This window comes from Streptomyces formicae (assembly GCF_002556545.1).
Taxonomy (GTDB): domain Bacteria; phylum Actinomycetota; class Actinomycetes; order Streptomycetales; family Streptomycetaceae; genus Streptomyces; species Streptomyces formicae_A.
On the sequence record NZ_CP022685.1, the window covers coordinates 7089314 to 7115293 of the forward strand.

Here is a 25980-nt window from a genome sequence, read left to right on the forward strand (position 1 = left end):
GGGTTAGCTTAGGCTAAGCTAAGTTGATGTTGTCACCTCTCGGATCGGAGAAGGCGGTGGTCATGCACGCCGGACCGGACGTCACGGGGGTGGTGAGCGCCGCCGCGGCGCGGTCCGCGGGCACGGGCGCTGTCGAGGCCACCCGCGTTGCAAGCCCACGCGTCGAACGCCTGGCCCGCGGTGTCGCGGGCGCGGACGAGCGTGAACGGGCCGTCCTCGTCGAGGAGTTCTGGGCGGAGGTCGCGCTGCGGGGGACGCCGCTGGTCGAGTACGTCGACGGGGGCGCCGGTGTCGATGAGGCGTCCGGCGCCGGTGCGGGCGCCGAGGGCGGAACCCACCGCGCCGTCACGTTCCTGTGGCGGGGTCACCGCGCCACGCGACAAGTCCTGCTGCTCGTCAACCGCGCGGTGGACCGCGACCACCTCGCCGACGCCCTGCTGGACCGGGTGCCCGGCACGGACGTCTGGCACCTCACCTACCGGCTGCGCGCCGACCACCGTGCCGCGTACCGCATGGCGGCCGACATCTCCCCGGGCGAACTCCCCGCCGACCCCGCACTCCTGCAAAGCAGGCTCCGCTCCCTCTCGTCGTACGCCGCCCATGACCCCCTCAACAAGGAGCGCCTGCCCAGCCGTTGGGGCCAGACCGACAGCTCCGTCTTCGCGCTGCCCGAGGCGCCCGCGCAGCCGTGGGCGGAGCGCCGCGCCACGGTCGCGCGCGGCCGGGTCGAACGGCACCGGCTGCCCGCGGGCGCGCTCGGCGCCGAACGCGACGTGTGGGCGTACCTCCCTCCGGGCGGCCCGCGCCCCGGCACGCCCACCGTGGTCCTGTGCGACGGCGACGTCTGGTTCGGTCAACTCGCCTTCCAGGACACGCTGGACGCCCTGATCGCCGACGGCGCCGTACCGCCCCTGGCCGTGCTCGCCCCGGACGCCGTCGACCTCCCCACCCGCTGGCGCGACCTCACCGCGTGCGACACCTACGTCCACTTCCTCGCCGACGAGTTGCTCCCCTGGGCGGCCGGGCGCTGGCCCCTCACCACCGACCCGGCCCGCACTGTCGTCGCGGGCCAGAGCCTCGGCGGTCTCACCGCGCTGTACGCGGGGCTGCTGCGGCCCGACCGGTTCGGCACCGTCCTCGCCCAGTCCGCCTCACTGTGGTGGCGGCCTGGACTGCCATACGGCGTACCGGATTTGGAGCCGTCCGACGAACTCCCCTGGCTCGTCTCGCGCTTCGTCGAGCTACCGCGCCCGCGCCTCAGGATCCACCTCGACGCGGGCCTCCACGAAGGAGCGATGGTCGACTACAGCCGCGCCCTGTACGAGCAACTGGCCGCGCGTGGCGACCCGGTGACGTTCGGCACGTACAACGGCGGCCACGACTACGCCTGTTGGCGCGGCTGCCTCGCGGACGGCCTGACCGCGGTCCTTTGACCACCCGCGCTTGCCCTCACCCTCGCGGGGTGCGGCGGCGACGACGGTGCACCATCGGTCGTCGGCAAGGGCAAGGGACACGTGGGTTCGACGCTCGCCGCCCTCGGCGACCGGCGGCGGGCGAGAAGGCGTACGGCGAGGCGAAAAAGGTGGCGAACTTCACGAAGTCGAGGGCCGAGAAGCAGGGGCATGTGGTCGTCGTCGACGGCTCGGCGTGGAACAGTTCGGGCGGGCCCATAGCGGCGCGCACGGTCCTCGACGACGTGCGGGACGCGCTCGCGAAGTGACCGGAGCCACCCTCGCGGAGACCCCCGACGAGGGCGCCGTCCGTGTCGCTGTTGGGCTGAACGGGTGACTTGGCGTAAGAATTGCCCGGTGCAGACAACGAGTGCGAGCCAGGACGGAGTGGGTCAGTGAGTAGTAGTCAGCGCCACGACGTCACCGATGAACAGTGGGAAGGGCTCGCCCAGGTCGTACCGCTGCGCAGCCGCAACGAGTGGCCTTCCTGGCCGGGACACCGCGCGCTGCCCGACGCGGAGACCGAGACGCGCAGGCGGTTCGTGGTGATGCGGGTGAACGTCTTCGCGGACGCCCGCGAGGTCGCGGAGACCGTGATGGCCCAGATCCCGGTCCTGCTCGACCTGACGGGCGCGGAGACCGAAGTGGCCAAGCGCGTCCTGGACTTCAGCAGCGGCGTGGTCCTCGGCCTGGGCTGCGCCATGCACCGGGTCGACAAGAACGTCTTCCTCCTCGCGCCGCCCGGCACGGAGGTGCAGGGGCTGGTGGAGGCGGTTGCCCAGCCCTGAGCGAGTCCTTGAGCGAGTCCTTGAGCGATTCCTTGTGGGGTGGGGCGGTCAGGCGCCCCCACCTCACAAGGGTTCAGGGCCCCTCTCCGCGAGGACGCCGGTGATCCGGGTCGGCGAGGCAGGCGAGATACCGATCGAAGACCTCCTGGCTGTCAGGAGTGAAGGTCCACTGCCGCAGAGCCCGCCGCAGCTCGGCCTCGGTCAGCCACCCGTGCCAGGCCACCTCTTCCGGGTCGCAGGCGACGATCTCCTGGAGCACGGCATCGCACGCCCCGAGCCAGTAAGGGCTGAGCCCGCCCCGGTTGAGGAACGTGAACCGCAGGCGCACGGCCGCCCGCACCCCCAACTCCTCACGGAGCTCACGGGCAGCCGCCTGCTCGTAGGACTCACCGACTCCCGCGGCGCCCCCGACACCGAGTTCGTAGTGCCCGGGGAAACGGGACAGCTGCTCGGCACGCCGATGGACGAGGAAGCGCCCTCGCCCATCGCGGCACACCACCACGCCGACCCGGTGCGGCCAGCCCTCCCGGACGGCCTCCCCGCGGCCGACCACTCCCAGCACCCGGTCCTGGGCACCGACACGTTCCACGAGTTCGTCCACGACGTGCACGATCCCGCACACCACTGACACCCGGCCTCGGTCCAGACCCGAGCGGAGGTCCGGGACGCGGCGCGACTTAGCGGCTTCCCGCCCGGACCGGGCCCTCTTGCGGGGGAATCCCTCGATCGTAGGAAGGTCGGTTGGGCGGAACGGTTCACCTGATCCGGCGCCGCTTACCTTCCGGACATGACGGTCCATTCCCCCGTGTCGGTCGCGGAGCCACTGGCAGGACACGGGCGGCCGCAGGTCACCGAGCTGCGGCTGTCCGCCTTCGCCGGGCACCGGAGCGCGGTGCTCCCGTTCGGCCCGCTGACCTTCGTCACGGGGCCGAGCGGCAGCGGGAAGACCAGCGCCCTGCGTGCGTACGAGGCGTTGGCGCGGCTCAGCGCGGGGGCCGAGCTCGTCGACGTCTTCGCGGACCCGGTGTCGTGCGTGCCCGAACGGGCCCGCGCCGACGACCAGCAGCGCCGCGGATTCCGCATCGGCTGCACGGTCGACGGGGCGGTCGGCCCCGTCCGCCTCGAACTCGCCGTCCAGGCCGAGCCCGAACTCCGCGTCGTGGGCGAGCGCCTGAGCCTCGGCGGCCTCACCCTCCTGGAGACGGCGCTGCGCGACCCTGGCCGCCGCATGGTGCAGGCGGCCTGGCACACGGCGGGCCCGGCACCCGTGACCCGCGCCCCGATGCCCGACGACCGGCTGGGCACCGCGCTCGTCCCGCTGCGCGTCGCGGGCAAGACCGCGGGGCAGCGCCTGGTGCTCGCCGCGGCGGAACAGGTGGTGGTCGCGCTGCGCTCGGCGTTCGCCTGCGACCCGCGGCCCAGCCGCATGCGCGCCCCGGTCCCCGCGGGACTCGTCGGCCCCGGCCGTCTCCTGGGCGGCTGCGAGAACCTCGCCGAAGTCCTGTGGCGTACGCGGGCGGAGTGCGCGGCGCGCCACGCACTGTTCGTCTCCGCGGTGCGCACCGGCTGCGCGGGCCCCGTCGCCGACGTGCTCGCCGAGGAGGCGGAGGACGGCGCGCTGCACGCCTTCATCGACCGGGGCGACGGGGTGCGCACGCCGCTCGCCCGGCTCGGCGACGGCGAGTTGAGGTACCTCGCCCTCGCGCTGGTGCTCCTGACCGGGCCCGGCGTCCTCGCGGGCGACCCGGTGGCCGAGGTCCCCGAGGCGTACCAGACGCTCACGCTCCTCGCGGACAGCCTCGACCGCCGCCTCGATCCGCGGCAGTCGCGGGCCCTCGCCGAGCTGGCCGCCCGCTGCTGTGCGCGGGGGCACATCCGCCTGGTGGGGGCGGTGCGGGACGGCGTGTGGGCGGCCGCCGCGGCGGGTGACGCGGTGGTGGTAGACCTTGAGCCGTGACAGAACATGACGTGCCAGAACATGACGTCCCAGAGCATGACGTGGCAGAACACGACGTGGCAGGGCTGCAGCGCAGGCTGGCCGAGTTCGCGGCGGCCCGCGACTGGGAGCAGTACCACACCCCGAAGAACCTGGCCGCCGCGCTCAGCGTGGAGGCGTCCGAACTGGTCGAGATCTTCCAGTGGTTGACCCCCGAGGAGTCGGCGCGGGTGATGGCGGACCCCGATTCCGCGCACCGGGTGAGGGACGAGGTCGCCGATGTCCTCGCGTATCTGCTGCAGTTCTGCGAGGTCCTGGGGATCGACGCGCTGGCCGCGCTGGCGGCCAAGATCGACCGGAACGAACGGCGCTTTCCGGCGGCCGAAAGCCCCCGAGAGAAGCCCTGAGACCCCCGCGGACCACATCTTCGTCACTCTCCGGAGTGGATGGCTTGTCCAAACTCGATGAGTTGTCCACAGAATTCCGGCTTCCCCTGGCTTTTCGCCCGGATGAGTATCACTCTGGGTAGTGGACAGCGGGGTTCGGGCGACGTGCGGCGGATGCGTACGCGAGGGAAGGGGGCTGCGCATGAACGCGATGCGGCTCATCGAGGCGAACAGGCGTGCTCTGGCGCGGAGTCAGGACCCCGCCGACATCGTCGCGGAGGTGTGGCAGTCGCAGGCGCTGGCGCAGGCGATCGGCAGCCGTCTCGCGGTCGCGGGCCCTCCCGAGTTACGGGGCGAGGCGCTGGGCCTGAGCGAAGTAGGGGGCAGAGCCTGCGGGGTGCTCGACTCCCCGCGCCTCGGCACGGAGGGCATACGGGCCGCGCGCCTCACGGACACGGGCGACGCCCATGAGGTCCTGCTCGGACTCGGCAGGCTCCTGGGCGAGGTGGGGATCGCGCTCGTCGGGGTGGCCATGGGCGCCGCCGAGGAGGGGGTGTACTGGCAGTGCATGGAAGCGATCGACGCCGCCGACGAGTCGAGGGACCGGGTCATCGAGATGCTGCGCAGGCTCGCGGTGCGCGAACAGGGCCTGCCCGAGCCCGACTCGGCGGCGGGGCCGTCATGAGGCGGCTCCGTGCGGACCCCGCCGAAGGGCAGGGCCGCGGAGGCGTGGGGGGTGCGCCGGTGCCGTCAGGAGCGGTCGCGCCCCTCCACCGGCACCGCGTCCCACGGGCGGGCGCCGGAGGGCGCGGTGCCGGTGGAGGCGGCGCCGGTGGACGTGGTGTCCGGAGAGTCGGGGGACGCCGCACCGGGCGGCGCGGACTGCTGCAGATCGGCGTCGAGCTGGGTCAGATCCGCGTTGAGCGCTGCCATCAACTCCTCCATCTGCTGCAGCAGGCCCTTGGGTGCGCCCTGCTGGGCAGGCACGGACGGATCGTGCGCGGCCTCCTGCTCGGGCACGGCTTCCTGGGACATGACGGCCTCCTCGGCCCTCGCCCTCCCACGGGGGAAGGGCAGTTGACACAAGCGACGCCCCGGCAGCGACCGCCGACGCGGGTGCCGGGCGGTCCGGCTCCGCCCGAGCCAACGATCTCCCGTCGGGCGGGGTCACTGGGGCGGGCAGTCGCCGAGCGCCGTGTTGACGCATTTTCACCCGACCGGGGCGACGCGGGATCGGCGGGACCGGCGGGGTTGACGGGCGCCCGAGCGTGCAGGATGGAGCCATGGATCTTCGAATTTTCACGGAGCCCCAGCAAGGGGCCACCTACGACACCCTGCTCACCGTCGCCAAGGCAACGGAGGACCTCGGATTCGACGCCTTCTTCCGCTCCGACCACTACCTCCGCATGGGATCGGCCGACGGCCTGCCGGGTCCCACGGACGCGTGGATCACCCTGGCGGGGCTCGCCCGTGAGACCAAGCGGATCCGCCTCGGCACGCTCATGACGGCCGGCACCTTCCGGCTGCCCGGCGTGCTCGCCATCCAGGTGGCGCAGGTCGACCAGATGTCGGGCGGCCGCGTCGAGCTGGGTCTTGGCGCGGGCTGGTTCGAGGAGGAGCACACGGCGTACGGCATTCCGTTCCCCAAGGAGAAGTTCGCCCGCCTGGAGGAGCAGCTCCAGATCGTCACCGGACTGTGGGCGACGGAGACCGGCAAGACCTTCTCGCACGACGGCAAGCACTACCAGCTCACCGATTCCCCGGCCCTGCCCAAGCCCGCGCAGACCAAGGTGCCGGTCCTCATCGGCGGCCACGGAGCGACGCGCACCCCGCGCCTGGCCGCCCAGTTCGCCGACGAGTTCAACATCCCCTTCGCCTCCCTGGAGGACAGTGAGCGGCAGTTCGGCCGGGTCCGCGCGGCCGCCGAGCAGGCCGGGCGCAAGGGGGACGACCTGGTGTACTCCAGCGCGCTGGTGGCCTGCGTCGGCAAGGACGACGCGGAGGTCGCCCGGCGCGCGGCCGTCATCGGACGCGAGGTGGACGAGCTCAAGGCCAACGGCCTCGCGGGCTCCCCGGCCGAGGTCGTGGACAAGATCGGCAAGTACGCGGAGATCGGTGCGAGCCGTATCTACCTCCAGTGCCTGGACCTGGCCGACCTGGACCACCTGGAGCTGATCTCCTCCCAGGTCCAGTCGCAGCTGTCGTAGGCGGGCGACGCCGGCCCCGGGCCTTCGTCGGCCCGGGCCAAGGACGTGACCGCCGGGCTCACCCCTCCGGTGCCCGGTGGTCACTTCACCCTTTGGGCCAATCGGGGGAAGGCGGAGCGGTCTCCGTCCATGTGGGCCCGCCAGCTGCGGAAGGATGCCTTCCATGCGAACCATGAAACGCGTACTCCTCGCGGCTGCGGCCGCGTCGTTGCTGGTGGCGAGCCACGGCGCGACTGCCGCGGCCTCGGCGCCCGCCCCCGCGCCCGTACAGCCCGCGCCTGTACGGTCCACGCCGGCGGCCGGGCCGGGCTGGCACCACGTGGCGGACTTTCCTCCGGGCGAGGAGAGCCAATGTCACGAGCGCGGCCGCTGGTACATGGAGAACGGCGTCCGCGCCTACGAGTGCCGGCCCGCCGGGGTCTGGGAGTTGTGGGTTCTCACCGAGCCCTCCTGACCAGGGCCTGCGGCCACCCGGTGCTCAGCCGACCGCGTCGCTGCCCGCGTTCAGGAGGCGGGAGCCCAAGTCGGTGAGCAGGTGCTCCACGCGCTTGCCGCGCCGGACCGTGACGATCAGCCCCGCGCGGCGCAGCGCCGTGGCGTGGCTGGAGGCGGTCGCGGCTCCCACGCCGAGCCGGTCGGCGAGTTCCGTGGTGCTGCATCCGGTGCCGATGGAGGCCAGCGCGTGGGAGCGGGCCCGGCCGATCAGCGCGGTGATCGCCCGTGGCCGTGGGGCGGAGCGCTCGCTCTCGGCGCGCAGGTCGAAGCCGTTGCGGGCGGGGTAGCGCAGTACGGGCAGTTCGCCGCCGCAGAGCAGGGCCGGGGTCTCGGCCGTCCAGCTGGGCACGATGAGCAGCCCCTCGGCCGCGCGCTGCGGGGCGTACGGGAACTCGGCCGTGCCGTGTCCCGTGCCGGTCGCGACGGCCGGGGCCGGGGTGACGTACAGCAACTGGTCGGCGTAGCTGACCTGTTCGTGGAGGGTGTCGATGACCTGCTCGGCGCCGTACCGGATCAACAGGTGGGCGCGGTAGGCGAGATCGTCCTCCAGCGATCTGAGTCTGCCGGGCCAGTCGTCGGCGAGCCACAACGCGTAGGCCGCGCGCAGGGCGTCGAGCAGGACGGTGACGTCCTCGTCGTCGGTGTCCGCGTCGAGCAGCCTGCCGCGCAGGGCGCCGAGCTCCTGATCCAGGCCGGGGCAGGTGATGCCGGTGAGTCTGGCGGGGGAGAGGAGTCCGGCCTTCGGCCACCGGGTCGCGCGCAGCGCTTCCGACAGGGCCTGGAGGACGGCGTCGGCCTGGGCGGTGCGCACGCCCGCGCGGTGCCGGTAGTGGCGGGTGAGGTGCGGGGCGGTGGACCCCGCGTAACGGGCCGCCTCGGCAAGGGTTTCGTTGAGCGGCGAGATCATGAACCGGGTGCGGGACAGGGCGGGGCCGTCCAGGAGGACGGCGGGGACGCGGGAGGCGGGCGGGGTGGCTCGGGGGGCCATCGGGGTGCGGAGGCGGTGGCTGGGGACGGTGGTGCGGAAGTCGGCGATGGTCATGACGGGCCTTTCAGGCGTGGTGAGTCGGGGTGGTGGAGCGGTGTGTTGGGGCGTGGTGAGGTGTCGTGAGGTGCAGAAAAAAACCTTTGCAAAGGTATGTTTTTTGGTCGGATGGGCGCGGTCGACGATGACCGTGCCCGAGGGTCAGGCGAGCGTTCCCGAGGGGGCGTTGGCCGGGCTCGGCGGGTAGGTGGTCGTGTCCGAGGAGGTGTTGGCCGGGTCTGGCGGGTAGGTCGCCGTGTCCGAGGGTGAGTCGGCTGTTCCCGGCGGGTAGGTCATCGTGTCCGAGAGGGAGTCGGCTGCTCCCGGCGGGTAGGTGGTCGTGTCCGAGAGGGAGTCGGCCGCTCCCGGCGGGTAGGCCACCGTGTCCGAGGGGGAGTTGGCTGCTCCCGAGGGATAGGTGATCGTGTCCGGGGGGCAGGGGACCGCGCCCGAGCGGTCGCTGTCGGCGCCGTCTTCCCGCAGCGCGCCGAGCAGGACGCGCGCCGCCTCCTCCCAGTCCGACTGCGACTCCTCCTCCGTGGCGCCGCGCCGGGCGAAGACCGCGCCGCAGATGAGGCCGAGCAGGATCTGGGTGACGGGCTCGGGGCGCCACGTGCGGGCGGGGCCCGCGTCGTCCTGCCAGGCGCGGCGCAACTGGGCGAGCAGGAACTCGGCCACGGCGTCCAGCAGGTTCGGCACGGAGGTCCCGCGCGGCGGGCCCTCGGCGGCCAGTCTGACGACCGCGCGCATGCGCGGGTCGGCCATGGCCCTGACGAGGCCGAAGACCGCGCTGTCCAGGGCCTGTTCGGGGGCCAGGCCGGGAGAGTCGGCGGCGCCGCGCAGCAGGGCCCAGTGTTCGGCGGCCTCGCGCTCCAGCGCGTCGGCGATCGCTTCCTTGTTGGTGAAGTGGCCGTAGAGCGCGCCGGTGGTCATGCCCAGCGCCTTGGCCACGTCCTTGAGGTTGGTGCGGGTGAATCCCTGGGCCGCGAAGCTCTCGGCCGTGAGGTTCAGGATGCGTTCTCTGGTGCGCCGGGCCCTCTCCTGCTGGACCATGTGTGACTCCTTCCGCCGGTGCGACGCCGTCGTCGTGTCTCCGGCCGCCTTGTCATCCTCACGTAAAATTCCTTCCTGAAGGTATGTTTTTTGGATACTCGTCAATTCCCTTCTCTCCCTGGGGCTTCTTTCTCGGGTCTCTTCCCGTAGCTCGCCCGCGCCGTCGGCGCGGGCGAGCGGGGGAGTGGTCATCGCGGCAGCCGGTGCCAGCCCTCGCGGGCCGCCCAGTGGGCCAGTTCCGGGTCGTCGCCGACCACGACGGGGTTGCCGACGGCGCGCAGCATGTCCAGGTCGCTCGCGTGGTCGCCGTACGCGTGGCTGTCGTCGGCGGACAGTCCGTGCCGGGCCAGGTAGGCGGTGACCGCGGTGGCCTTGGCGCCGCCGATCATCGGGGTCCTGACGTCGCCGGTGAGCAACCCGTCGGCGCCGACGAGCAGTTCGGTGCAGAGCACCGCTTCGGCGCCTAGGTCTTCGGCGAGCGGGCGGAGCATCGGGTCCGCCGAACCGGAGACCAGGACCACGGCGTGCCCCGCGGCCCGGTGTCGTCGCAGGGCCGAGAGCGACGCGGTGACGAAGGCCGAAGGGGTGGTGCGGTACGTGGCGTACCACTCCTGTCCCGCCGCGCTCAGTTCGTCGGGGCGCGCGCCCCGGTAGCGCCGGAAGTGGGCCCGGTTGAGGGCGGCGCGGTCGGCAGGGACCGGGGCGTCGCCGGTCGGCGACGCCCCGCGGCTGCCGCCCTCGCCGTCTCCGGCGGCCTTGCCGTCCCCGGCACCTTCGCCATCCCCCGTACGCCTCCCGCCCCCGCCGCCCCGCGCCGACCAGTGGTCCCAGAAGGCGAACATGCTCTTGGTCGCGATCAGCGTCTCGTCCACGTCGAAGAACGCCGCCCGGCGCGGCTCCGCCGCCCTCGGCGTCGCTGTCGACGTCATGCCAGGCCCTCCGCCTCTAGCGCGGCCCGCGTGTACGCCTCGGCGGCCGGTTCGAAGCTGACCGCCGCGTGCGAGGCCACCGCCGCGATGTCGTGCCAACGCCGCTGCACCGGGTCTCCTTCGGCGAGGCCGCTCGCGCCCATGGCCCGCCACAGGCTGTCCACCGCGCCCGAGCACAGCTCGACGGCGAGCGCCGCGTCCCTGCGGTTCGAGGCGACGGCGAGAGGCGTCACCTCGGCGTGGTCCGCCTGCCAGGCGGCCTGGTGAAGCAGCAGCCGGGCGGAGTGGATCTGGGCCGAGGCGCGCGCCATCAACTGCTGTGCCGCGCCACCGGTGAGGGCAGGACGTCCGTCGGCCCGCACCTTCGTCATCATCCGGGCCCGCCAGTCGCGCAGCGCGCCCCGCGCGGAGCCCAGGGCAGGGGCCGCGAACATCAGAGAGGCCACCATCGCGTACGGAACCCGGTGGCAGCGCGCCGCGCCCGGGCGTACCTGGCCCAGGTCGGCGAGCGTGAACGTGCGGTGCGCGGGCACGAACTCGCCCGTCACGGAGACCGAGTTGCTGCCGGTGCCGCGCAGGCCGACGGAGTTCCAGGTGTCGCTGACCGAGACCCGCTCGCGGGGTACGGCGAAGACGCGGTGTCCCGCTTCGCCCTCGCCGGGCGTGCGGCTGGCGAGCAGCACCCACTCCGCGTGGTCCACGCCGCTGGCCAGCGTCCAGTCGCCCGTCAGGCGCCAGCCGTCCGGCTCGGGGACGGCCTCGCCGCGCGGCGGGATGACGGACGCGGCGATGCGCGTGTCCGGCGTATCGCGCCACAGGTCGTCGCGGCCCGCGCGCGGGAGGTAGGAGGCGAGGCGGCCGTGCGCCGCGTAGAGGGCGGCGACCCAGGCGGTCGAGGCGCAGGTCTCGCCGACGCCCGCCACCGAGTCGAGCAGGGCGCCGAAGGTACCTGCGGTGCCGCCGTGTTCCACGGGGACGAAGTGGCGCGGGAACCCGGCCCGGGTGAGCGCGTCGGCGAGCGGCACGGAGAGCGAGCGCCGTCCGTCCATCGCGCCGCGCTCGCCGTCCGCGAGGGCGGCGACGGTGGCGTGGTCGAGGTCACCCGGGGACGCGGAGGTCCCGGAGACCCCGGAGGTCCCGGCGGTTTCGGGAGTGAGGTCGGCGATCAGCATGCCGGGCCGCCGTGGGGGAGAGGGGTCGCCACCGACACCGTGCAAGAAGCGATGGTGCGGCCGGACTGGACCGCGGTGAAGTGGTGGTGCTCCCGCCCCGTGGCCCGTGAACCGGGGCTCTCCGTGGCGGAGTTGCCCGCGTACTCCTCGCCGTTCTGCCGGACGATCAGCGCGGGCGGGTCCGTGAGTTCGCCGAAGGCGTGGAAGGAGACCGCCGCCGCGAGCGGCCCGCCGACGATGCCACCCGAAGCCGAACCCGCACCCGAACCCGAAGCCGACGCCGAACCCGCCCCCGTCAGCAGAGCCGCCTGCCGGAAGCCCTCCAGAAGGACCATCCCCGGTATGTGGTCGCTGAGGTGGTCGAAGAGCACGGGGTGGCCGAAGTCGAGGCACACCTGCCACTGGCCTTCCGCGCCCGGCACGTCCGCCAACACCGCGTCGTTGTAGGGGATGTGAGGAGCCGTCAACTCACTGCTCGCCACCTCCGGGAGGAGCGTCGTGCCCCCGCCCCGCAGCCGCAGCGTCGCGTACTGCCGACGGTCCACCGCCTGCCACCGCGCTCCGGCGCGCCCGATGCGGCGGCCTTCGCAGTGGACCTCCGCCTCCATGGTCGCGCCGAGGCGGCGCGGACCGCGCGGGGCCGCGACGCAGGCGGCCTCCAGGACCAGCGGCGGCGCGTCGGGGCCGCCGGGCGGCAGCGGCTCGTCCAGCGCGAAGTCCAGCGCCGACAGGATGAAGGCGTGGCCCTCGGGAATGCCGTAGAAGCGGTGCGAGAGGTAGATCACCGTCTGGCGGACCGCCTCGGCGAGCAGCAGGGGATCACCCTCGGACGCCGTGCCGCGGTGGCCGAGGAAGTGGTCCCTCGGCATCCGGGCCGCCACGGTGAACCGGTTCTCGCCGGTGCGCACCGCGTCCTGGAGCAGGACCTCGCCGTCCGCGGCCTTGTGCACCCACTTCCTCGGTACGTGGGTGCTCCCGCGCGGCACGTGCGCGCCCTGTCGTTCACCCCCTGACGCCGGGCGTCTTCCGTCCGGCGCTTCCTCATGCGTATGCGTCCGCTCCCCAGCGGAAAAGGCATGCACAGTCATCTCGAATCCCTCCCCGTCGGCGCCCGGAGGTTCAGACCCCCCCTCCGGACACCGATCAAGCAACCCCGTGAGACGGCTGCAGGAATGCTCTGAACAGCGCGTCTCTTGATCCGTTGATCAGCGGGGTCGAAAATATACCTACAGGAAGGTATCTTTCAAGCCTCAGAGTCGACCCCATGGCCGATACGGACCGCACCCGGAGAACTGACGCCTCATGCCACGACCCACCGCCGACGCCGCCGGGACCGCCTCGGTGGCCTTCAACGCCAGGAAAATCACCACCGCGCGCGGCCCCGAGCCACGGCAGGACCGGTCGGCGCGCACCAAGGCCGTCATCCTCGACGTGGCGTCGGAGCTGTTCGCCACGCGGGGCTTCCGGCACACGTCCGTCAAGGACATCGCCGAGGCGGTCGAGATGACCAAGGGGGCGGTGTACTTCCACTACCCGACGAAGGAGGCGCTCGCCGTCGCCGTCGTCGAGGGCCACTACGCGTACTGGCCCCGGCTGCTCGAAGAGGTGCAGCGGCGGGAGCTGCCGCCGCTGGAGACGGCCCTCGCCATGCTCGACGGCGCGGCCCTCGCCTTCCGGGACAACGTGGTGGTGCGCGGCGGCGCCCGGCTGCAGATCGAGCGCCCGCACATCGACGCCGAACTCCCCACGCCGTACGTGGACTGGACGGAGCTGCTGCGCTCCCTGCTGTCCGACGCGTACGGCAAGGGGCAGCTCGCGTCGGACGTCGATCCGGGGGCCGCGGCCCGGTCCCTGGTGTCCGCGTTCTTCGGCGTGCAGCACGTCTCCGACGTCCTGCACGGCCGCGCCGACATCACCGACCGCTGGGCGGAGACGCGCGATCTCTTCCTCCGGGCGCTGCGGCCCTGAGGCGGCGGAGCAGGCGGATCGCCGACAGATCGAGGACACCCGCTCGGTGAGCGGGGTGCGGGGAGGACCGTGAGACACGGTCCTCCCTTCGGCGTTTTCGGGGCGCCGAGCCACGGGCGGGCCCGCGCCGTCACCGATGCTTTTCGGCCGCCCTCGAAATGATGCGCTGTCATGCCCCATGGTTTCGGGGGCCTGTCGAATCGTTCGCGCCAGCGGGCGCACTTTCCTAAGTTCCTGTCTGCGCCACCGAGGCCGTCGCCGAAACGCCCGGCCGACGGACGACAGAAGACCGTGTGCGCGCAGTACGCCGCAGCGCACCGCATCTCGGCCCGTGCCGCGCCGGGTGCGCGTCGAGCGGGCCGAATTCTCCGAGCCGAAAGGCCCCTACGCATGAAGATCGCTATTTCCGGCACCTACTCCGCGGGCAAGACATCGACGGTGATGGCGCTGGCCCACTACACCGGCGTACCGCGCACTCTGGCACGCACCATTCGGGAGATCCTGCCGGAGACCTTTCCCGGCAAGGCGCTCTCGGACGTGGCGCCGCACGAGTTCCTGCAGCTGATGCTGCGCAGGCACTCGGGCCGCGTCGCCCAGGAGGCCGCGCTCGGCGAGCACTTCATCTCCGACGGCTCCTCGTTGCAGGAGTGGCTGTACGGCGCGGGCCGCGTCATCCACGGGATGAACCCCAACGCCACCGCGGGCAACGAGGGCGGCAAGGTGGCCGAACTCTCCCCGGAGATGCGGTTCTTCGCCAAGGTCGTCGACCAGTACGGTCACGCGCTGAAGCAGCACGTCAAGGACACCTACGACGCGTACGTGCACCTCCAGCACGAGCTGCCCATCGCCGCCGACGGGCACCGCCCGATGAACGAGGCGTTCCGCGCGACCATCGACACGATGCTGCTCCGGACGCTCGACGAGCTGGAGATTCCGTACCACGTCGTCAGCGGCTCGATGCCCGAGCGCCTGGAGACCATCGCGGGGATCTTCGGTCTCGAACCCGTCATGAGCCCCGCGGAAGCGATCGACCTGGCGTGGAACGACTACGGCCGCCAGGACTTCCGCATGGAGACCGAGCGCGCCGCCGCGGCCTGAGCCGACCGCACGAACCCCACGAGCCTCAGCAACCCAAGAACCTCACCGGAGGAATGTCTACATGTCCACAAAGCCCACCGTCGCGATCGCCTACTACTCGGGTTACGGCCACACCGACGTGCTGGCGCAGGCCGTCAAGGACGGTGCGACCGACGCCGGGGCGGAGGTCACCCTGGTCCGCGTCGACACGATCACCGACGAGCAGTGGCAGGTGCTCGACGACGCGGACGCGATCATCTTCGGCTCGCCGACGTACATGGGCTCGGCCGCCGGGAAGTTCCACGTGTTCGCGGAGTCCACGAGCAAGCGGTGGGCGGGCGCGGCCTGGCGCGACAAGCTGGGCGCGGGCTTCACCAACGCGGCGTGCAAGGCCGGTGACAAGCACTCCACGCTCGCCTACTTCGCGACGCTGGGCGCCCAGCACCAGATGAACTGGGTGAACCTGGGCCTGCACCCGGGCTGGCACACGAGCACCGAGTCGGAGAACGACCTCAACCGGCTCGGGTACTTCAACGGCGCCGCGGCCAGCACCCCCGCCGACCTGCCGCCCCAGGACGTCTCCAAGGCGGACGTCGCCACCGCCGAGTACCTCGGCGCCCGGGTCGCCGAGCAGACCGCGATCGTCCTCGCCGGGCGCGCGGCCGCCTCGACCGCCGCCACCGACACCGTCGTCGACGCGTTCTTCGCCGCCTTCGGCTCCGGAGACGTCGAAGGGACCGTCGCGCTCTTCGCCGACGAGGTGGACTTCCGCGTCAGCGGCGCGCCGAACGTCCCGTGGACCGGCGCGCGCTCCGCCAAGGGTGAACTCGCCGAGTTCTTCGGCACGTTCGGACAGGTCCTCACCCTGCCGGAGTCGTTCGAGCTCACCGGGCGGGTGACCGAGGGCGAGCACGCCGTCGTGACGGCCAGGTGCGTCTTCGGGGTGCTGGCCACGGGACGCAAGTTCACCAACCACTACGCGCTGCACTTCACGGTCTCCGAAGGCCGCGTGAGCCGCTACCACATGTACGAGGACAGCCACGCCATCGCCGAGGCCTTCGCCGCCTGACCCGCGCCCCTGGCCGTACCTTCCACGGAGCTCACCAGATGAAAAACTCAGCCCTCCTCATCCGCACCGGACTCGGTCCGGCCATCGGCGGCACCCTCTTCTTCGTCGCCGCCCACTACCTGCCGCCGACGCCCTACTGGGACGGCTTCTTCCGGGTGCTGCCCGCCGGGCTGCTGCTCCTCGCGATCCGCTTCGGCCTGCCGCGCGGCGCGTGGTGGTGGAAGTCGCTCGTGCTCGGCACGCTCAACATGGGCCTGTTCACCGTCCTGTTGCTGATCTCGGCACAGCGGCTGCCCGGCGGTGTGGCGGCCACCCTGAACGCCATGTCGAGCCTGGTGGCCATCGCGGTCGCCTCGGTGGTCCTCAAGGAGAAGATCAGGCCGCACCACTACGTCGCCTGCCTCGTCGGCGTCGTCGGTGTCGCGCTGCTCGTGCTGCGCAGTTCGGCCACGCTCGACGCGATCGGCGTCCTCGCCGGCATCGGCTCCGCGTCCAGCATGGGCATCGGCACGGTACTCGCCCGCAAGTGGGGCCGTCCCGAGGGCGTGCACAGCCTCACCACGGCGGGCTGGACCCTGCTCGGCGCGGCCGTCTTCCTGCTGCCGCTCGCGTTCGTCTTCGAGGGCGCGCCGCCGAGCTTCACCGGCAAGCAGCTCCTGGGCCTCGTCTGGGCCGCGTTCGTGGTCGGCGCGCTCGGCTTCGCCCTCTACCTCTCCGGCGTCCAGCGCCTCCCGGTGTCCCTGACCGCGCCGCTCACCCTGATGAACCCGGTCACCGCGGCCCTGCTCGGCTGGGTGGCGGTCGGCGAACGGTTCACCCCGCTGCAACTCCTCGGCGGCGTTCTCGTCTGCGCCGCGATCATCCTGGTCGCGAACCCGGACATCCTGGGCCGGTTCTTCACCAAGGCCGAACCCAAGGCCGAACCCGAGCCCAAGGCCGAGCCCGCGCCGGAGCCGGTGGCCGAGGAGCAGCCGAAGCCGGTGTCGGTGGCATGAAGGACTTCGATGTCGTCGTGGTCGGCGCCGGGCCCACCGGCCTCGTCCTCGCGGGACTGCTCTCACGGGCCGGAGCGAAGGTCCTGGTCGTGGAGCGCAGGATCGACAGGGGCGACCGCCCCAAGGCCGTCGTGCTGCACGCGCCAACGCTCGAACTCCTCGACTCCTTCGGCCTGTTGGACGAGGTGACCGACCGCAGCATCCCGCTCGAACGGTTCGCCTTCCACCTCAAGGGCACCGGGTCCTTCACCGCCGGGATGACGGGGACGGACACCCATCTGGACGGCTACCGCAACATGCCGCAGCCGATCCTGGAGGGGCTCCTCGAGAAGTACGCGCTCGGATACGGCGCACGGATCGAGTACGGCGTCGGCTACCTGTCCCACGAGGCGGGCGGCACGGGGAACTCGGGCGACTCGGGCGTCCTGGTCCGCTTCGAGGGCCGCGACGACGTCCGCTGCTCCTACCTGGTCGGCAGCGACGGGCCGCGCAGCGCCGTGCGCGAGTCCCTGGGCGTCACGATGGCGGGGCGCAGCCTCTCCACGAGCTACCTGCTGATCGAAGGGGTCCCCCGGGAACTGGTCTGCCGCGACGAGGTCGGCGTGCACGTCGGGGCGAACGGCATGGTCACGATGATGCCGATCCCCGGTGACCAGGTCCTCATGGCGGGCCCCGTGGTCAACGGACTCACCCTGGACCGGGGTGCGTCGGTGCCGTGGCGCCGGATCGCGGACGCGATCGACACGCTGGGCTTCGGCAGCCGTCTGGAGCTGGCAGAGGCCCTGCGCACGAGCCACTACTCCGTGGACCTGAGGGTCGCCGAACGGTGGGTGAGCGGCAAGGTCGTCCTGGCCGGGGACGCCGCACACCTGAACACCCCTGCCGGGGGGCAGGGGTTGAACCTCGGCATCGGCGACGCCCTCGCCCTGTCCTGGAGGCTGCTCGCGGCGCTGCGGCACGACGAAGCGGAACTGCTCGCGGGGTACGAGGCGGAACGGCGGCCCTATGCGACGCGGGTCGGACAGACCACGTTCCTCGCCCCGCTCATCGACCGGATGCGGGCCGCGCGGGACGTCGACGACCCGTCCGTACGAGCGGAGTTGGCCGAGCTCGCGCTGAGCTGGAGCCAGCTCTACCCGGACCACGGGAACCCCGTGAAGCGGCACGGCGCACGCTACGAGCTGAGCGCCGGGGCGCGCGTGCCCACCTGGACCAGGGCCGCCGACGGCCGGCTTACGCCGTTCCTCGCACCGAGCGACCGCGTCGACGCTTCCACGCTGCTGTGGTTCGACGACACGGAGCCCGTGTCGGTGGAGAGCGATCTGCCGGTTCCCCCGGTACGGGAGGTGCGCCGGGTCGCCCGGCCCGCCGCCGACGGCCGCGTCACCGTGCCGGACGGCGCGAGGGGACTCCTCGTACGGCCGGACCGGTTGGTCGCCGAGGTCATCGGTTCCTGAACGACTCCTTCCTTTACCCACCGCCTATCCATGAATTCACCTGAGAAAGAGAGAAATACGATGACGTTTCCCGCTATGCCCAAGGCAGTTCACCAGTTCTACGCCGGTTCGCAGGCCGCCGACGCCGACCTCTGGGCCGGAGCCTTCGCCGAGAACGGCCTTTTCCACGACCCGGTCGGCAGCGAGCCGATCCGTGGCCGTGAGGCGATCCTCGCCCGGCTGCGCAAGGTGATCCCCCAGTTCGACCCGTTCCTCGGCATCACGCCCGTCGACGCCTACACCACGGGCGGCCAGACCGCCGTGCACTGGCGCGGTGCCGTCGTCACCACCGACGGCAAGCCGGTCAACTGGTCGGGCATCTCGGTCTTCCGCCTCGACGAGGACGGTCTGATCGCCGAGCTCTGGGCCTACTTCCACCACGGCGTCTTCACCGCGCAGCTCGGCGACAGCGAGCACTGACGCACGCACGTCCCTCCCCGCCCGCGCGGGCGGGGAGGGCCCGAATCAGGGCAACACAAAGGGGGACCAACCATGCAGGGCACCACCATCACCCGGGAGAGATTCCGTCTCGGCTCCGTCGACGACGCCCTGGGCGACCGACAAGGACGCTTCTTCGGCGAGGGCTTCAAGCGCGTCACGCACAGCCTGGGCGCCATCTCCATCCGCCCCTCCGACGCCTCGGCGCCGGGCGGCGTCGACGCCACGGCGGGGATCCGCATCCCCGGCGTCTGGTCCCGCAAGGGCGAGTCGCACCAGCGCCCGCACCTGTCGACCATCGACGCCATGCAGTTCGCGGCCCAGCTCACCGGCCTGTACGTGGCCCACGTCCACGATCTGCCCCCGTCGGGCCACTTCGTCGTACGGTCGCTGTGCATCAAGGCGGGCTGCACGCCCGACGAGGAGTTCCTCGACCGGTTCCCGGTCTCCGCGCTGCACGAGTCGACCCGCGAACTGCCGGGCACGGACCGCGTGTCGACCACGATGGAGTGCCGCATCGGCTCGATGACCGTCCGGGTCGAGGCCGAGCACTCCGCGTCCGCCGCGCCCGTCTACACCGAGGGCTTCTACGCCCACCCCGAGTACCTGCCGGGCGGGTGGAACGACGCGCCGTACGGGGCGTCCCACCACGGACGCCACCAGTACCTCCTCGACGTGGCGGTCGACGCCGACTCCCTGTCGGCCGACGCCGAACTGCGGATCACCGAGGCGCTCGCCACCCCCGACGCGCCCGCCACCCCCGACGCGCCGCTCGCGCCGACGATGGTCGACCTCTTCGTGTCGGCCCTGCAACTGGGTCAGGTCCTGCTCTACCGGCTCGACGGACTCGACCGCGCCACGTCCAACACCCTCTGGATGCGCGGCACCACCATCACCCCGGCCGACGAGGACCCCGCGCCGCCCGTGCACGACCGGCGCCTGCGCGTGGCCCTGGCCCGCCCGAACGAACTGCCCACCGCCCAGGGCACCTGGCGCGCCGCGCGGATCCAGGCGACGTACGGCGGTCTGCGGCTCGCCTGCAACGTCGCCCACCTCCTGCCCTGACCGACCACCGCACTCCGCAACCGGAAAGGAAGGCCACGCATGGCGTACCGACCTGCCGCGCTCATGGGACTCGGCAGCTACCTCCCGCCCTGGGTGATCAGCAACGAGGACCTCGCGGCCGAACTCGACACCACCGATGAGTGGATCACCACGCGGACCGGCATCCGCGCCCGCCACCGGGTCTCGCCCGGCACCTCGACGGGGGACCTCGCCGTCGAGGCGGGGCACCGGGCGCTGAAGTCGGCGGGACTCGACGCGGAACCGGGCGCCGTGGACGCCGTCGTCCTCGCCACCACCACGCCGGACCACCCCTGCCCGGCCACCGCGCCCGACGTCGCCGCCCGCCTGGGGCTCGGTCCCATCGGGGCGTACGACATCTCGGCCGTGTGCTCCGGATTCCTCTACGCCCTGGCCACCGCCTCCGCGCAGATCACCGCCGGACAGGCCGAGCGCATCCTGGTGATCGGGGCCGAGACGTACTCGACCATCATCAATCCCGCCGACCGGACCACCTCGGTGATCTTCGGCGACGGGGCGGGCGCCGTCGTCCTCGCCGCGGCCGAGGACTCCGGTCGGCCCGGCGTCCTGCTCGGCGTCGACCTGGGCTCCGACGGCCTGCACCGCGACCTCATCAGCATTCCGGCCGGTGGCTCCCGGCAGCGCTCCACCCCGGGTGAACCCGACCCCGACGACCGGTACTTCACGATGCAGGGCAAGAAGGTGTTCGCCGCGGCGGTCGCCAGGATGGCGGAGTCGTCCACCTCGGTGCTCGACAGCATCGGCTGGACCACCGGATCGGTCGACCACCTGGTGGGCCACCAGGCCAACGCGCGCATCCTCAAGGCGCTCGCCAAGCAGCTCGGCATCCCCGAGGAGCGGGCCGTCGTCCATCTCGACCGGGTCGGCAACACCTCGGCCGCCTCGATCCCGCTGGCGCTGGCGCACGCGGCGTCGCAGGGCACGCTCACGCCGGGCTCACGCGTCCTGCTCACCGCGTTCGGCGGCGGGCTCACCTGGGGGTCGGTCGCCCTGACCTGGCCCGACGTGACGCCCGCCTGACCCTCACGCACCACGACTCCTCTCTACTCCAGAACAGCGAGTTATCTGTCATGACCATGCAAACCATTGCCCACTCCTCCACCCTCTCCGCCGAGTTGATGGAGATCCTCACCACCGAGTACGAGGCGCCGGAGGGCACCACCGCCGACACCGCGTACGACATGCTCGGCTTCGACTCCCTCGTGCTCGTCGAGCTGGCCGTCGCGCTGACCAAGCAGTTCGGCGTGCAGGTCACCGACGACGAGCTCCAGGAGGCCGGGAACATCGCGGGGACCATCGAGCTCCTGCGCGCCAAGGGCGTGCCCGCCTAGTCCGGCGCCGCACGGACCGAGCGGGGCGGCGGCCGGTCCCCACCGGGCCGCCGCCCGCCCGCACTTCGCCCCGACCACCCCGAGGAGCACCGATGAACCGCACCAGGCTGGCGTTCTTCGACGTCGACGGCACCCTGACCACGGCGACCACCCTCTTCCGTTTCCTGCGCCACTACCTGGCCGCCGAGGGGCACGAGCCGCACGAGTACGACCGGCGGCGCCAGCGGCTCAAGGCCATGACGGAGATCGGCGTACCGAGGGAGCGCACGAACCTCGCGTACTTCGAGAACTTCGCGGGGGCCGGCGCCGCGCGCGTGTCGGCGCTGGCGCGCGACTGGTTCGCCGCCGAGCTCCGGCAGGGCGGCCTCTTCAACGCCTGCGCGCTCGACGCCCTGCGCGGGCACCGGGACGCGGGGGACCGGATCGTGCTCGTCTCCGGTTCGTTCGCCGCCTGCCTCGCGCCGCTCGCCGAGCACATCGGCGCCGACGAGGTCTGGTCGACCTCGCCGGAGATCGCGCACGGCCGCTACACCGGAGGGCTCAACCGCCCGCCCATGATCGGCCGCGCGAAGGCCGACGCCGTGCGTCTCGCCGCCGCCGCGCACCGGGCCGCGCCCGAGGACTGCGTCGCCTACGGCGACCACGCCTCGGACCTGCCCATGCTGGAGGCCACCGGATCCGCCGCGGTCGTCGGCGGCGATCCCGCGCTGCGCGCGCTCGCCCGGCGCCGCTGCTGGCGGCTCCTGCCCGGCGCCCCGGCCCCGGAGCCGCTGCCGCGCCCCGACGCGGGCCCGAGCCCGAATAATCCCGAGTGTGCCTCCGGTGTTTCGCTGTACGTTTCACAGGAACGCGCGCGGACCACCGCGGCGTGACACCGGCGCGTGCGCCACACCGGCGGGACCGGTGCGTACGCACAGCTCAGACTCCCTTTCGAGGCCCACCCCGTGTTCCTGACGATCAGCACAACCGGCACCCCCGAACGCCCGGCGACCGACCTCGGGTTCCTGCTCCACAAGCACCCCGAGAAGGCGCAGGCGTTCTCCACGTCGTACGGCACCGCGCACGTCGTCTACCCCGAGGCGAGCGACGAGCGCTGCACGGCCGCGCTGCTCCTGGAGGTCGATCCCGTCGCGCTCGTGCGGCGCGGCAAAGGCAAGGGCAAGGGCCGGGGCGGTGCGCCCGACGCGGCGCTCGCGCAGTACGTGAACGACCGGCCCTACGCCGCGTCCTCGCTGCTCGCGGTGGCGCTGAGCGCGGTGTTCTCCAGCGCGATGCGCGGCGTGTGCGCCGCGCGTCCCGAGCGGGCCGCGCAGCCGCTGCCGCTGCGGATCCAGGTGCCCGCGCTGCCCGCGCGCGGCGGCGCCGAGCTGGTGCGGGGGCTCTTCGAGCCGCTGGGCTGGACGGTGGAGGCGACGCCCGTGCCGCTGGACGAGCGGTTCCCCGAGTGGGGCGAATCGCGGTACGTGCGGCTCGTGCTCGACGTGCCCGAGGGCAGGCTGACCCTGGGCGAGGCGCTGCGGCACCTCTACGTGCTGCTCCCGGTGCTCGACGACGCCAAGCACTACTGGGTCTCGCCCGACGAGGTCGACAAGCTGCTTCGCGCGGGTGAGGGCTGGCTCGCGGCCCACCCGGAGCAGAAGGTCATCACCGACCGCTATCTGGCGCGCCGTTGGTCCCTGACCCGCGAGGCGAGGGAGCGGCTCGAACTGGTGCGGCTCGCCGAGGCCGACGACACGGACGTCGAGGAGATCGACAACGCGGTCGACGAGGAGACCGACACCGACGAACAGCCGGTGCCGCTCGCCGTGCGCCGCCGCACGGCGATCCTCGCCGAGCTGGCCGCTTCGGGCGCCTCGCGCGTGCTCGACCTGGGCTGCGGGCAGGGCCAGTTGGTGCAGGAACTGCTCAAGGACGTCCGCTACACCGAGATCGTCGGCGTGGACGTGTCCGTGCGCGCGCTGACCGTCGCCGCGCGGCGGCTGAAGCTGGACCGCATGGGCGAGCGCAGGGCCGAGCGCGTCACGCTGACGCAGGGCTCGCTCGCGTACACCGACAAGCGGCTCAAGGGGTACGACGCCGCCGTGCTCAGCGAGGTCGTCGAGCACCTCGACATCGAGCGGCTGCCCGCCCTGGAGTACGCGGTGTTCGGCTCCGCGCGGCCCCGCACCGTCCTCGTGACCACGCCGAACGTCGAGTACAACGTGCGCTGGGAGACCCTGCCCGCCGGACACGCGCGGCACGGCGACCACCGCTTCGAGTGGACCCGCGAGGAGTTCCGCGCCTGGGCCCACCGGGTCGCCGAACGGCACGGGTACGACGTGCGGTTCGAGCCCGTCGGGGACGAGGACCCCGAGGTGGGACCGCCGACCCAGCTGGCGGCCTTCACGCGGCAGGACAAGAACGCGACACCCGGCAACGACAAGAAGAAGGAGGTGCGGGCCGCATGACGAACGACATCAGTACCGGCACCGAAGCAGCCCGCGCGGCCCGCGTGCTGCCCGTCACCGACCTCTCCCTCGTGGTCCTGATCGGCGCCACGGGATCGGGCAAGTCCACCTTCGCGCGCAGGCACTTCGCGCCCACCGAGGTCCTCTCCAGCGACTTCTGCCGGGGGCTCGTCGCCGACGACGAGAACGACCAGGGCGCGAGCCGTGACGCCTTCGACGTGCTGCACTACATCGCGGGCAAGCGCCTGGCCGCGGGACGCCGCACCGTCGTCGACGCGACCAGCGTGCAGAGCGACAGCCGCAAGCAGCTGATCGAGCTGGCCAGGGCGCACGACGTGCTGCCCATCGCCATCGTGCTCGACGTGCCCGAGGAGGTCTGCGCCGAGCGCAACGCCGCGCGCGCGGACCGGGCGGGCATCCCGCGCCGCGTCATCCAGCGCCACCAGCGCGAACTGCGCCGCTCCCTGCGGAACCTGGAGCGCGAGGGCTTCAGGAAGGTGCACGTCCTGCGGGGCGTGGCGGAGGTCGAGGCCGCCGAGATCGTCACCGAGAAGCGGTACAACGACCTCACCCACCTCGTCGGGCCCTTCGACATCATCGGCGACATCCACGGCTGCGCCTCCGAACTGGACACCCTGCTCGGCAAGCTCGGCTACGTGGAGGGGGCGCACCCCGAGGGCCGTACCGCCGTGTTCGTCGGCGACCTCGTCGACCGGGGCCCGGACACCCCCGGCGTGCTGCGCCGCGTGATGTCGATGGTCGCGGACGGCACCGCGCTCTGCGTGCCGGGCAACCACGAGAACAAGCTCGGCCGGTACCTCAAGGGCCGGGGCGTCCAGCACACCCACGGACTCGCCGAGACCGCCGCGCAGTTGGCGGAGGAGAGCGACGAATTCCGGGCCCAGGTGCGGGAGTTCGTGGACGGGCTCGTCTCGCACTACGTCCTGGACGGCGGAAGGCTGGTCGTCTGCCACGCCGGGCTGCCCGAGAAGTACCACGGCCGTACGTCGGGCCGGGTGCGCTCGCACGCGCTGTACGGCGACACGACCGGCGAGACCGACGAGTTCGGCCTGCCGGTGCGCTACCCGTGGGCGGAGGAGTACCGGGGCAAGGCCGCGGTCGTCTACGGCCACACCCCCGTGCCCACCGCGACCTGGCTGAACAACACCATCTGCCTGGACACCGGCGCGGTGTTCGGCGGGCGGCTCACCGCGTTGCGCTGGCCGGAGCGCGAGCTCGTCGACGTACCGGCCGAACAGGTCTGGTACGAGCCGTCGAGGCCGCTGGGCACCGAGGCGCCGGGCGGGCACGAGGGACGCCCGCTCGACCTGAACGACGTGCGGGGCCGCCGGGTGGTGGAGAGCCGGCACGCGGGCCGCGTCGCCGTGCGCGAGGAGAACGCGGCCGCGGCTCTGGAGGTCATGAGCCGCTTCGCCGTCGATCCGCGGCTGCTTCCGTACCTGCCGCCGACGATGGCGCCGACGGCCACGTCGCAGTGCGAAGGCTACTTGGAGCACCCGGCCGAGGCGTTCGCCTCGTATGCCGCTGACGGCGTCGCCCGCGTCGTGTGCGAGGAGAAGCACATGGGCTCGCGCGCGGTGGCCCTGGTCTGCCGTGACGCGGACGCGGCCCGCGAGCGGTTCGGTACGGACGGCCCCACCGGCTCGCTCTACACCCGCACGGGACGGCCCTTCTTCTCCGACGGGTCCGTCACCGAGGAGATACTCGACCGCCTGCGCGCCGCCGTCACCGAGGCGGGCCTGTGGGAGGAGCTGGCCACCGACTGGCTGCTGCTCGACGCCGAGTTGATGCCCTGGTCGCTCAAGGCGTCCGGGCTGCTCCGCACGCAGTACGCGGCGGTGGGCGCCGCGTCCGGAGCCGTCTTCCCCGATGCGCTCGCCGCCCTGGAAGCGGCGAAGGCGCGCGGTGTGGACACCGGCGCGCTGCTCGCCGGGCAGCGCGAACGGGCTGCCGACGCGGCCGCGTTCACCGACGCCTACCGGCGCTACTGCTGGCCGACGGACGGCCTCGAAGGGGTGCGGCTCGCGCCGTTCCAGCTCCTCGCCGTCCAGGGCAGGAGCCTCGCCGGTCTCCCGCACGACGAGCAGCTCGCGCTGATCGACCGCATGGTGGAGCACGACGGCACGGGCCTGTTGCGGACCACGCGCAGGCTGTACGTCGACACGGGCGACGAGGAGTCCGTCCGCGCGGGCGTCGACTGGTGGCTGGAGATGACCAGCAGGGGCGGCGAGGGCATGGTCGTCAAGCCGGTCGGGGCCCTGGTCCGCGACGGCAAGGGCCGCCTCGTCCAGCCCGGCATCAAGTGCCGGGGCCGCGAGTACCTGCGGATCATCTACGGTCCCGAGTACACGCGCCCGGAGAACCTGGCGAAGCTGCGCGGCCGTTTCCTCGGCCACAAGCGCTCGCTCGCCATTCGGGAGTACGCCCTCGGCCTGGAGGCCCTGGACCGGCTCGCGGAGGGTGAGCCGCTGTGGCGGGTGCACGAGTCGGTGTTCGCGGTCCTCGCCCTGGAGTCGGAGCCGGTGGACCCGAGGCTCTGAGCACGCCTTTGGGTGTGTCATTGCCCGCGCGTAGGCCGTCCGGCCGGGGAAAG

At 72.5% G+C, this 25980-nt stretch carries 25 protein-coding genes and 3 pseudogenes; 21 read left to right on the plus strand and 7 right to left on the minus strand.

Going from position 1 to position 25980, the window contains the following annotated elements:
• The first annotated feature begins 26 nt into the window (after positions 1-26).
• The 3 genes from fes to KY5_RS30975 all read left to right on the plus strand — a co-directional run bounded on the left by fes (position 27) and on the right by KY5_RS30975 (position 2239).
• Positions 27-1433 (plus strand): enterochelin esterase, encoded by a 1407-nt coding sequence (gene fes, locus KY5_RS30965; RefSeq protein WP_234362934.1) that lies wholly within the window; start codon positions 27-29, stop codon positions 1431-1433.
• Between the two features lie 149 nt (positions 1434-1582).
• The gene (locus KY5_RS42285) at positions 1583-1720 is read left to right on the plus strand and encodes a hypothetical protein (RefSeq protein ID WP_199843317.1); all 138 of its coding nucleotides are present in this window, start codon (positions 1583-1585) and stop codon (positions 1718-1720) included.
• Between the two features lie 126 nt (positions 1721-1846).
• The gene (locus tag KY5_RS30975) at positions 1847-2239 is read left to right on the plus strand and encodes a cell division protein SepF (protein WP_055547346.1); all 393 of its coding nucleotides are present in this window, start codon (positions 1847-1849) and stop codon (positions 2237-2239) included.
• A gap of 73 nt (positions 2240-2312) precedes the next feature.
• On the opposite strand, the gene KY5_RS30980 is transcribed toward KY5_RS30975, so the two are convergent.
• Entirely contained in the window at positions 2313-2840 is a 528-nt protein-coding gene (locus tag KY5_RS30980; protein ID WP_199843319.1) for an NUDIX domain-containing protein, read from the minus strand.
• A gap of 186 nt (positions 2841-3026) precedes the next feature.
• On the opposite strand from KY5_RS30980, the gene KY5_RS30985 reads away from it, so the two are divergent.
• The 3 genes from KY5_RS30985 (at position 3027) to KY5_RS30995 (ending at position 5246) form a co-directional block, all read left to right on the plus strand.
• Positions 3027-4196: an AAA family ATPase gene (locus tag KY5_RS30985; protein WP_098245298.1), complete on the plus strand. Its 1170-nt coding sequence runs from the start codon at positions 3027-3029 to the stop codon at positions 4194-4196.
• 41 nt (positions 4197-4237) lie between these two features.
• Positions 4238-4582, plus strand: coding sequence for a nucleotide pyrophosphohydrolase (locus KY5_RS30990; protein ID WP_098245299.1), 345 nt, complete (start codon positions 4238-4240; stop codon positions 4580-4582).
• A 181-nt stretch (positions 4583-4763) separates the two neighbouring features.
• Complete coding sequence (locus KY5_RS30995) at positions 4764-5246, plus strand: DUF6099 family protein (RefSeq protein ID WP_098245300.1); 483 nt, start codon at positions 4764-4766, stop codon at positions 5244-5246.
• 164 nt (positions 5247-5410) lie between these two features.
• Here KY5_RS30995 and KY5_RS31000 read toward each other — a convergent pair.
• Positions 5411-5596, minus strand: a pseudogene (locus tag KY5_RS31000) (hypothetical protein); the annotation flags it as partial.
• A 248-nt stretch (positions 5597-5844) separates the two neighbouring features.
• On the opposite strand from KY5_RS31000, the gene KY5_RS31005 reads away from it, so the two are divergent.
• Both KY5_RS31005 and KY5_RS31010 read left to right on the plus strand, forming a co-directional pair.
• Positions 5845-6768, plus strand: a complete 924-nt coding sequence (locus KY5_RS31005; protein WP_098245302.1) for an LLM class F420-dependent oxidoreductase — start codon at positions 5845-5847, stop codon at positions 6766-6768.
• Between the two features lie 163 nt (positions 6769-6931).
• The gene (locus KY5_RS31010; RefSeq protein WP_098245303.1) at positions 6932-7222 is read left to right on the plus strand and encodes a hypothetical protein; all 291 of its coding nucleotides are present in this window, start codon (positions 6932-6934) and stop codon (positions 7220-7222) included.
• A 24-nt stretch (positions 7223-7246) separates the two neighbouring features.
• Here KY5_RS31010 and KY5_RS31015 read toward each other — a convergent pair whose 3' ends face one another.
• The 5 genes from KY5_RS31015 to KY5_RS31035 form a co-directional block, all read right to left on the minus strand.
• Positions 7247-8305 (minus strand): helix-turn-helix domain-containing protein, encoded by a 1059-nt coding sequence (locus tag KY5_RS31015; RefSeq protein WP_098245304.1) that lies wholly within the window; start codon positions 8303-8305, stop codon positions 7247-7249.
• A gap of 144 nt (positions 8306-8449) precedes the next feature.
• Positions 8450-9340 (minus strand): TetR/AcrR family transcriptional regulator, encoded by an 891-nt coding sequence (locus tag KY5_RS31020; RefSeq protein WP_159072623.1) that lies wholly within the window; start codon positions 9338-9340, stop codon positions 8450-8452.
• A gap of 188 nt (positions 9341-9528) precedes the next feature.
• Complete coding sequence (locus KY5_RS31025) at positions 9529-10269, minus strand: HAD family hydrolase (RefSeq protein ID WP_098245306.1); 741 nt, start codon at positions 10267-10269, stop codon at positions 9529-9531.
• Positions 10266-11486, minus strand: coding sequence for an acyl-CoA dehydrogenase family protein (locus KY5_RS31030; protein WP_234362935.1), 1221 nt, complete (start codon positions 11484-11486; stop codon positions 10266-10268). The genes KY5_RS31025 and KY5_RS31030 overlap by 4 nt, the downstream gene beginning before the upstream one ends.
• A complete protein-coding gene (locus KY5_RS31035) occupies positions 11435-12391 on the minus strand; it encodes a ScbA/BarX family gamma-butyrolactone biosynthesis protein (RefSeq protein WP_159072624.1) in 957 nt (318 codons plus the stop codon). The genes KY5_RS31030 and KY5_RS31035 overlap by 52 nt, the downstream gene beginning before the upstream one ends.
• Positions 12392-12743: 352 nt before the next feature.
• Here KY5_RS31035 and KY5_RS31040 point away from each other — a divergent pair, with 352 nt between their 5' ends.
• The 13 genes and pseudogenes from KY5_RS31040 to KY5_RS31095 all read left to right on the plus strand — a co-directional run bounded on the left by KY5_RS31040 (position 12744) and on the right by KY5_RS31095 (position 25927).
• Entirely contained in the window at positions 12744-13409 is a 666-nt protein-coding gene (locus tag KY5_RS31040; protein WP_098245309.1) for a ScbR family autoregulator-binding transcription factor, read from the plus strand.
• 390 nt (positions 13410-13799) lie between these two features.
• Positions 13800-14507: an ATP-binding protein gene (locus tag KY5_RS31045; protein ID WP_098245310.1), complete on the plus strand. Its 708-nt coding sequence runs from the start codon at positions 13800-13802 to the stop codon at positions 14505-14507.
• Positions 14508-14568: 61 nt separating this feature from the next.
• A pseudogene (locus tag KY5_RS42290) lies at positions 14569-15153 on the plus strand (flavodoxin family protein); the annotation flags it as partial.
• Between the two features lie 36 nt (positions 15154-15189).
• Positions 15190-15555, plus strand: a pseudogene (locus KY5_RS42705) (nuclear transport factor 2 family protein); the annotation flags it as partial.
• A gap of 38 nt (positions 15556-15593) precedes the next feature.
• Positions 15594-16550: a DMT family transporter gene (locus tag KY5_RS31055; RefSeq protein WP_098245312.1), complete on the plus strand. Its 957-nt coding sequence runs from the start codon at positions 15594-15596 to the stop codon at positions 16548-16550.
• Entirely contained in the window at positions 16547-18007 is a 1461-nt protein-coding gene (locus KY5_RS31060) for an FAD-dependent oxidoreductase (protein ID WP_098245313.1), read from the plus strand. The genes KY5_RS31055 and KY5_RS31060 overlap by 4 nt, the downstream gene beginning before the upstream one ends.
• Before the next feature lie 75 nt (positions 18008-18082).
• A complete protein-coding gene (locus KY5_RS31065) occupies positions 18083-18466 on the plus strand; it encodes a nuclear transport factor 2 family protein (protein ID WP_159072625.1) in 384 nt (127 codons plus the stop codon).
• Between the two features lie 72 nt (positions 18467-18538).
• Positions 18539-19549 (plus strand): AvrD family protein, encoded by a 1011-nt coding sequence (locus KY5_RS31070; RefSeq protein ID WP_098245315.1) that lies wholly within the window; start codon positions 18539-18541, stop codon positions 19547-19549.
• Positions 19550-19588: 39 nt separating this feature from the next.
• Positions 19589-20608 (plus strand): beta-ketoacyl-ACP synthase III, encoded by a 1020-nt coding sequence (locus KY5_RS31075; protein WP_098245316.1) that lies wholly within the window; start codon positions 19589-19591, stop codon positions 20606-20608.
• A 50-nt stretch (positions 20609-20658) separates the two neighbouring features.
• Entirely contained in the window at positions 20659-20919 is a 261-nt protein-coding gene (locus KY5_RS31080; protein WP_234362936.1) for an acyl carrier protein, read from the plus strand.
• Positions 20920-21011: 92 nt separating this feature from the next.
• Positions 21012-21791: an HAD family hydrolase gene (locus KY5_RS31085; RefSeq protein WP_098245317.1), complete on the plus strand. Its 780-nt coding sequence runs from the start codon at positions 21012-21014 to the stop codon at positions 21789-21791.
• Positions 21792-21863: 72 nt separating this feature from the next.
• Entirely contained in the window at positions 21864-23366 is a 1503-nt protein-coding gene (locus KY5_RS31090) for a 3' terminal RNA ribose 2'-O-methyltransferase Hen1 (protein WP_098247576.1), read from the plus strand.
• Positions 23363-25927, plus strand: a complete 2565-nt coding sequence (locus KY5_RS31095; protein ID WP_098245318.1) for a polynucleotide kinase-phosphatase — start codon at positions 23363-23365, stop codon at positions 25925-25927. The genes KY5_RS31090 and KY5_RS31095 overlap by 4 nt, the downstream gene beginning before the upstream one ends.
• Positions 25928-25980 lie beyond the last annotated feature (53 nt).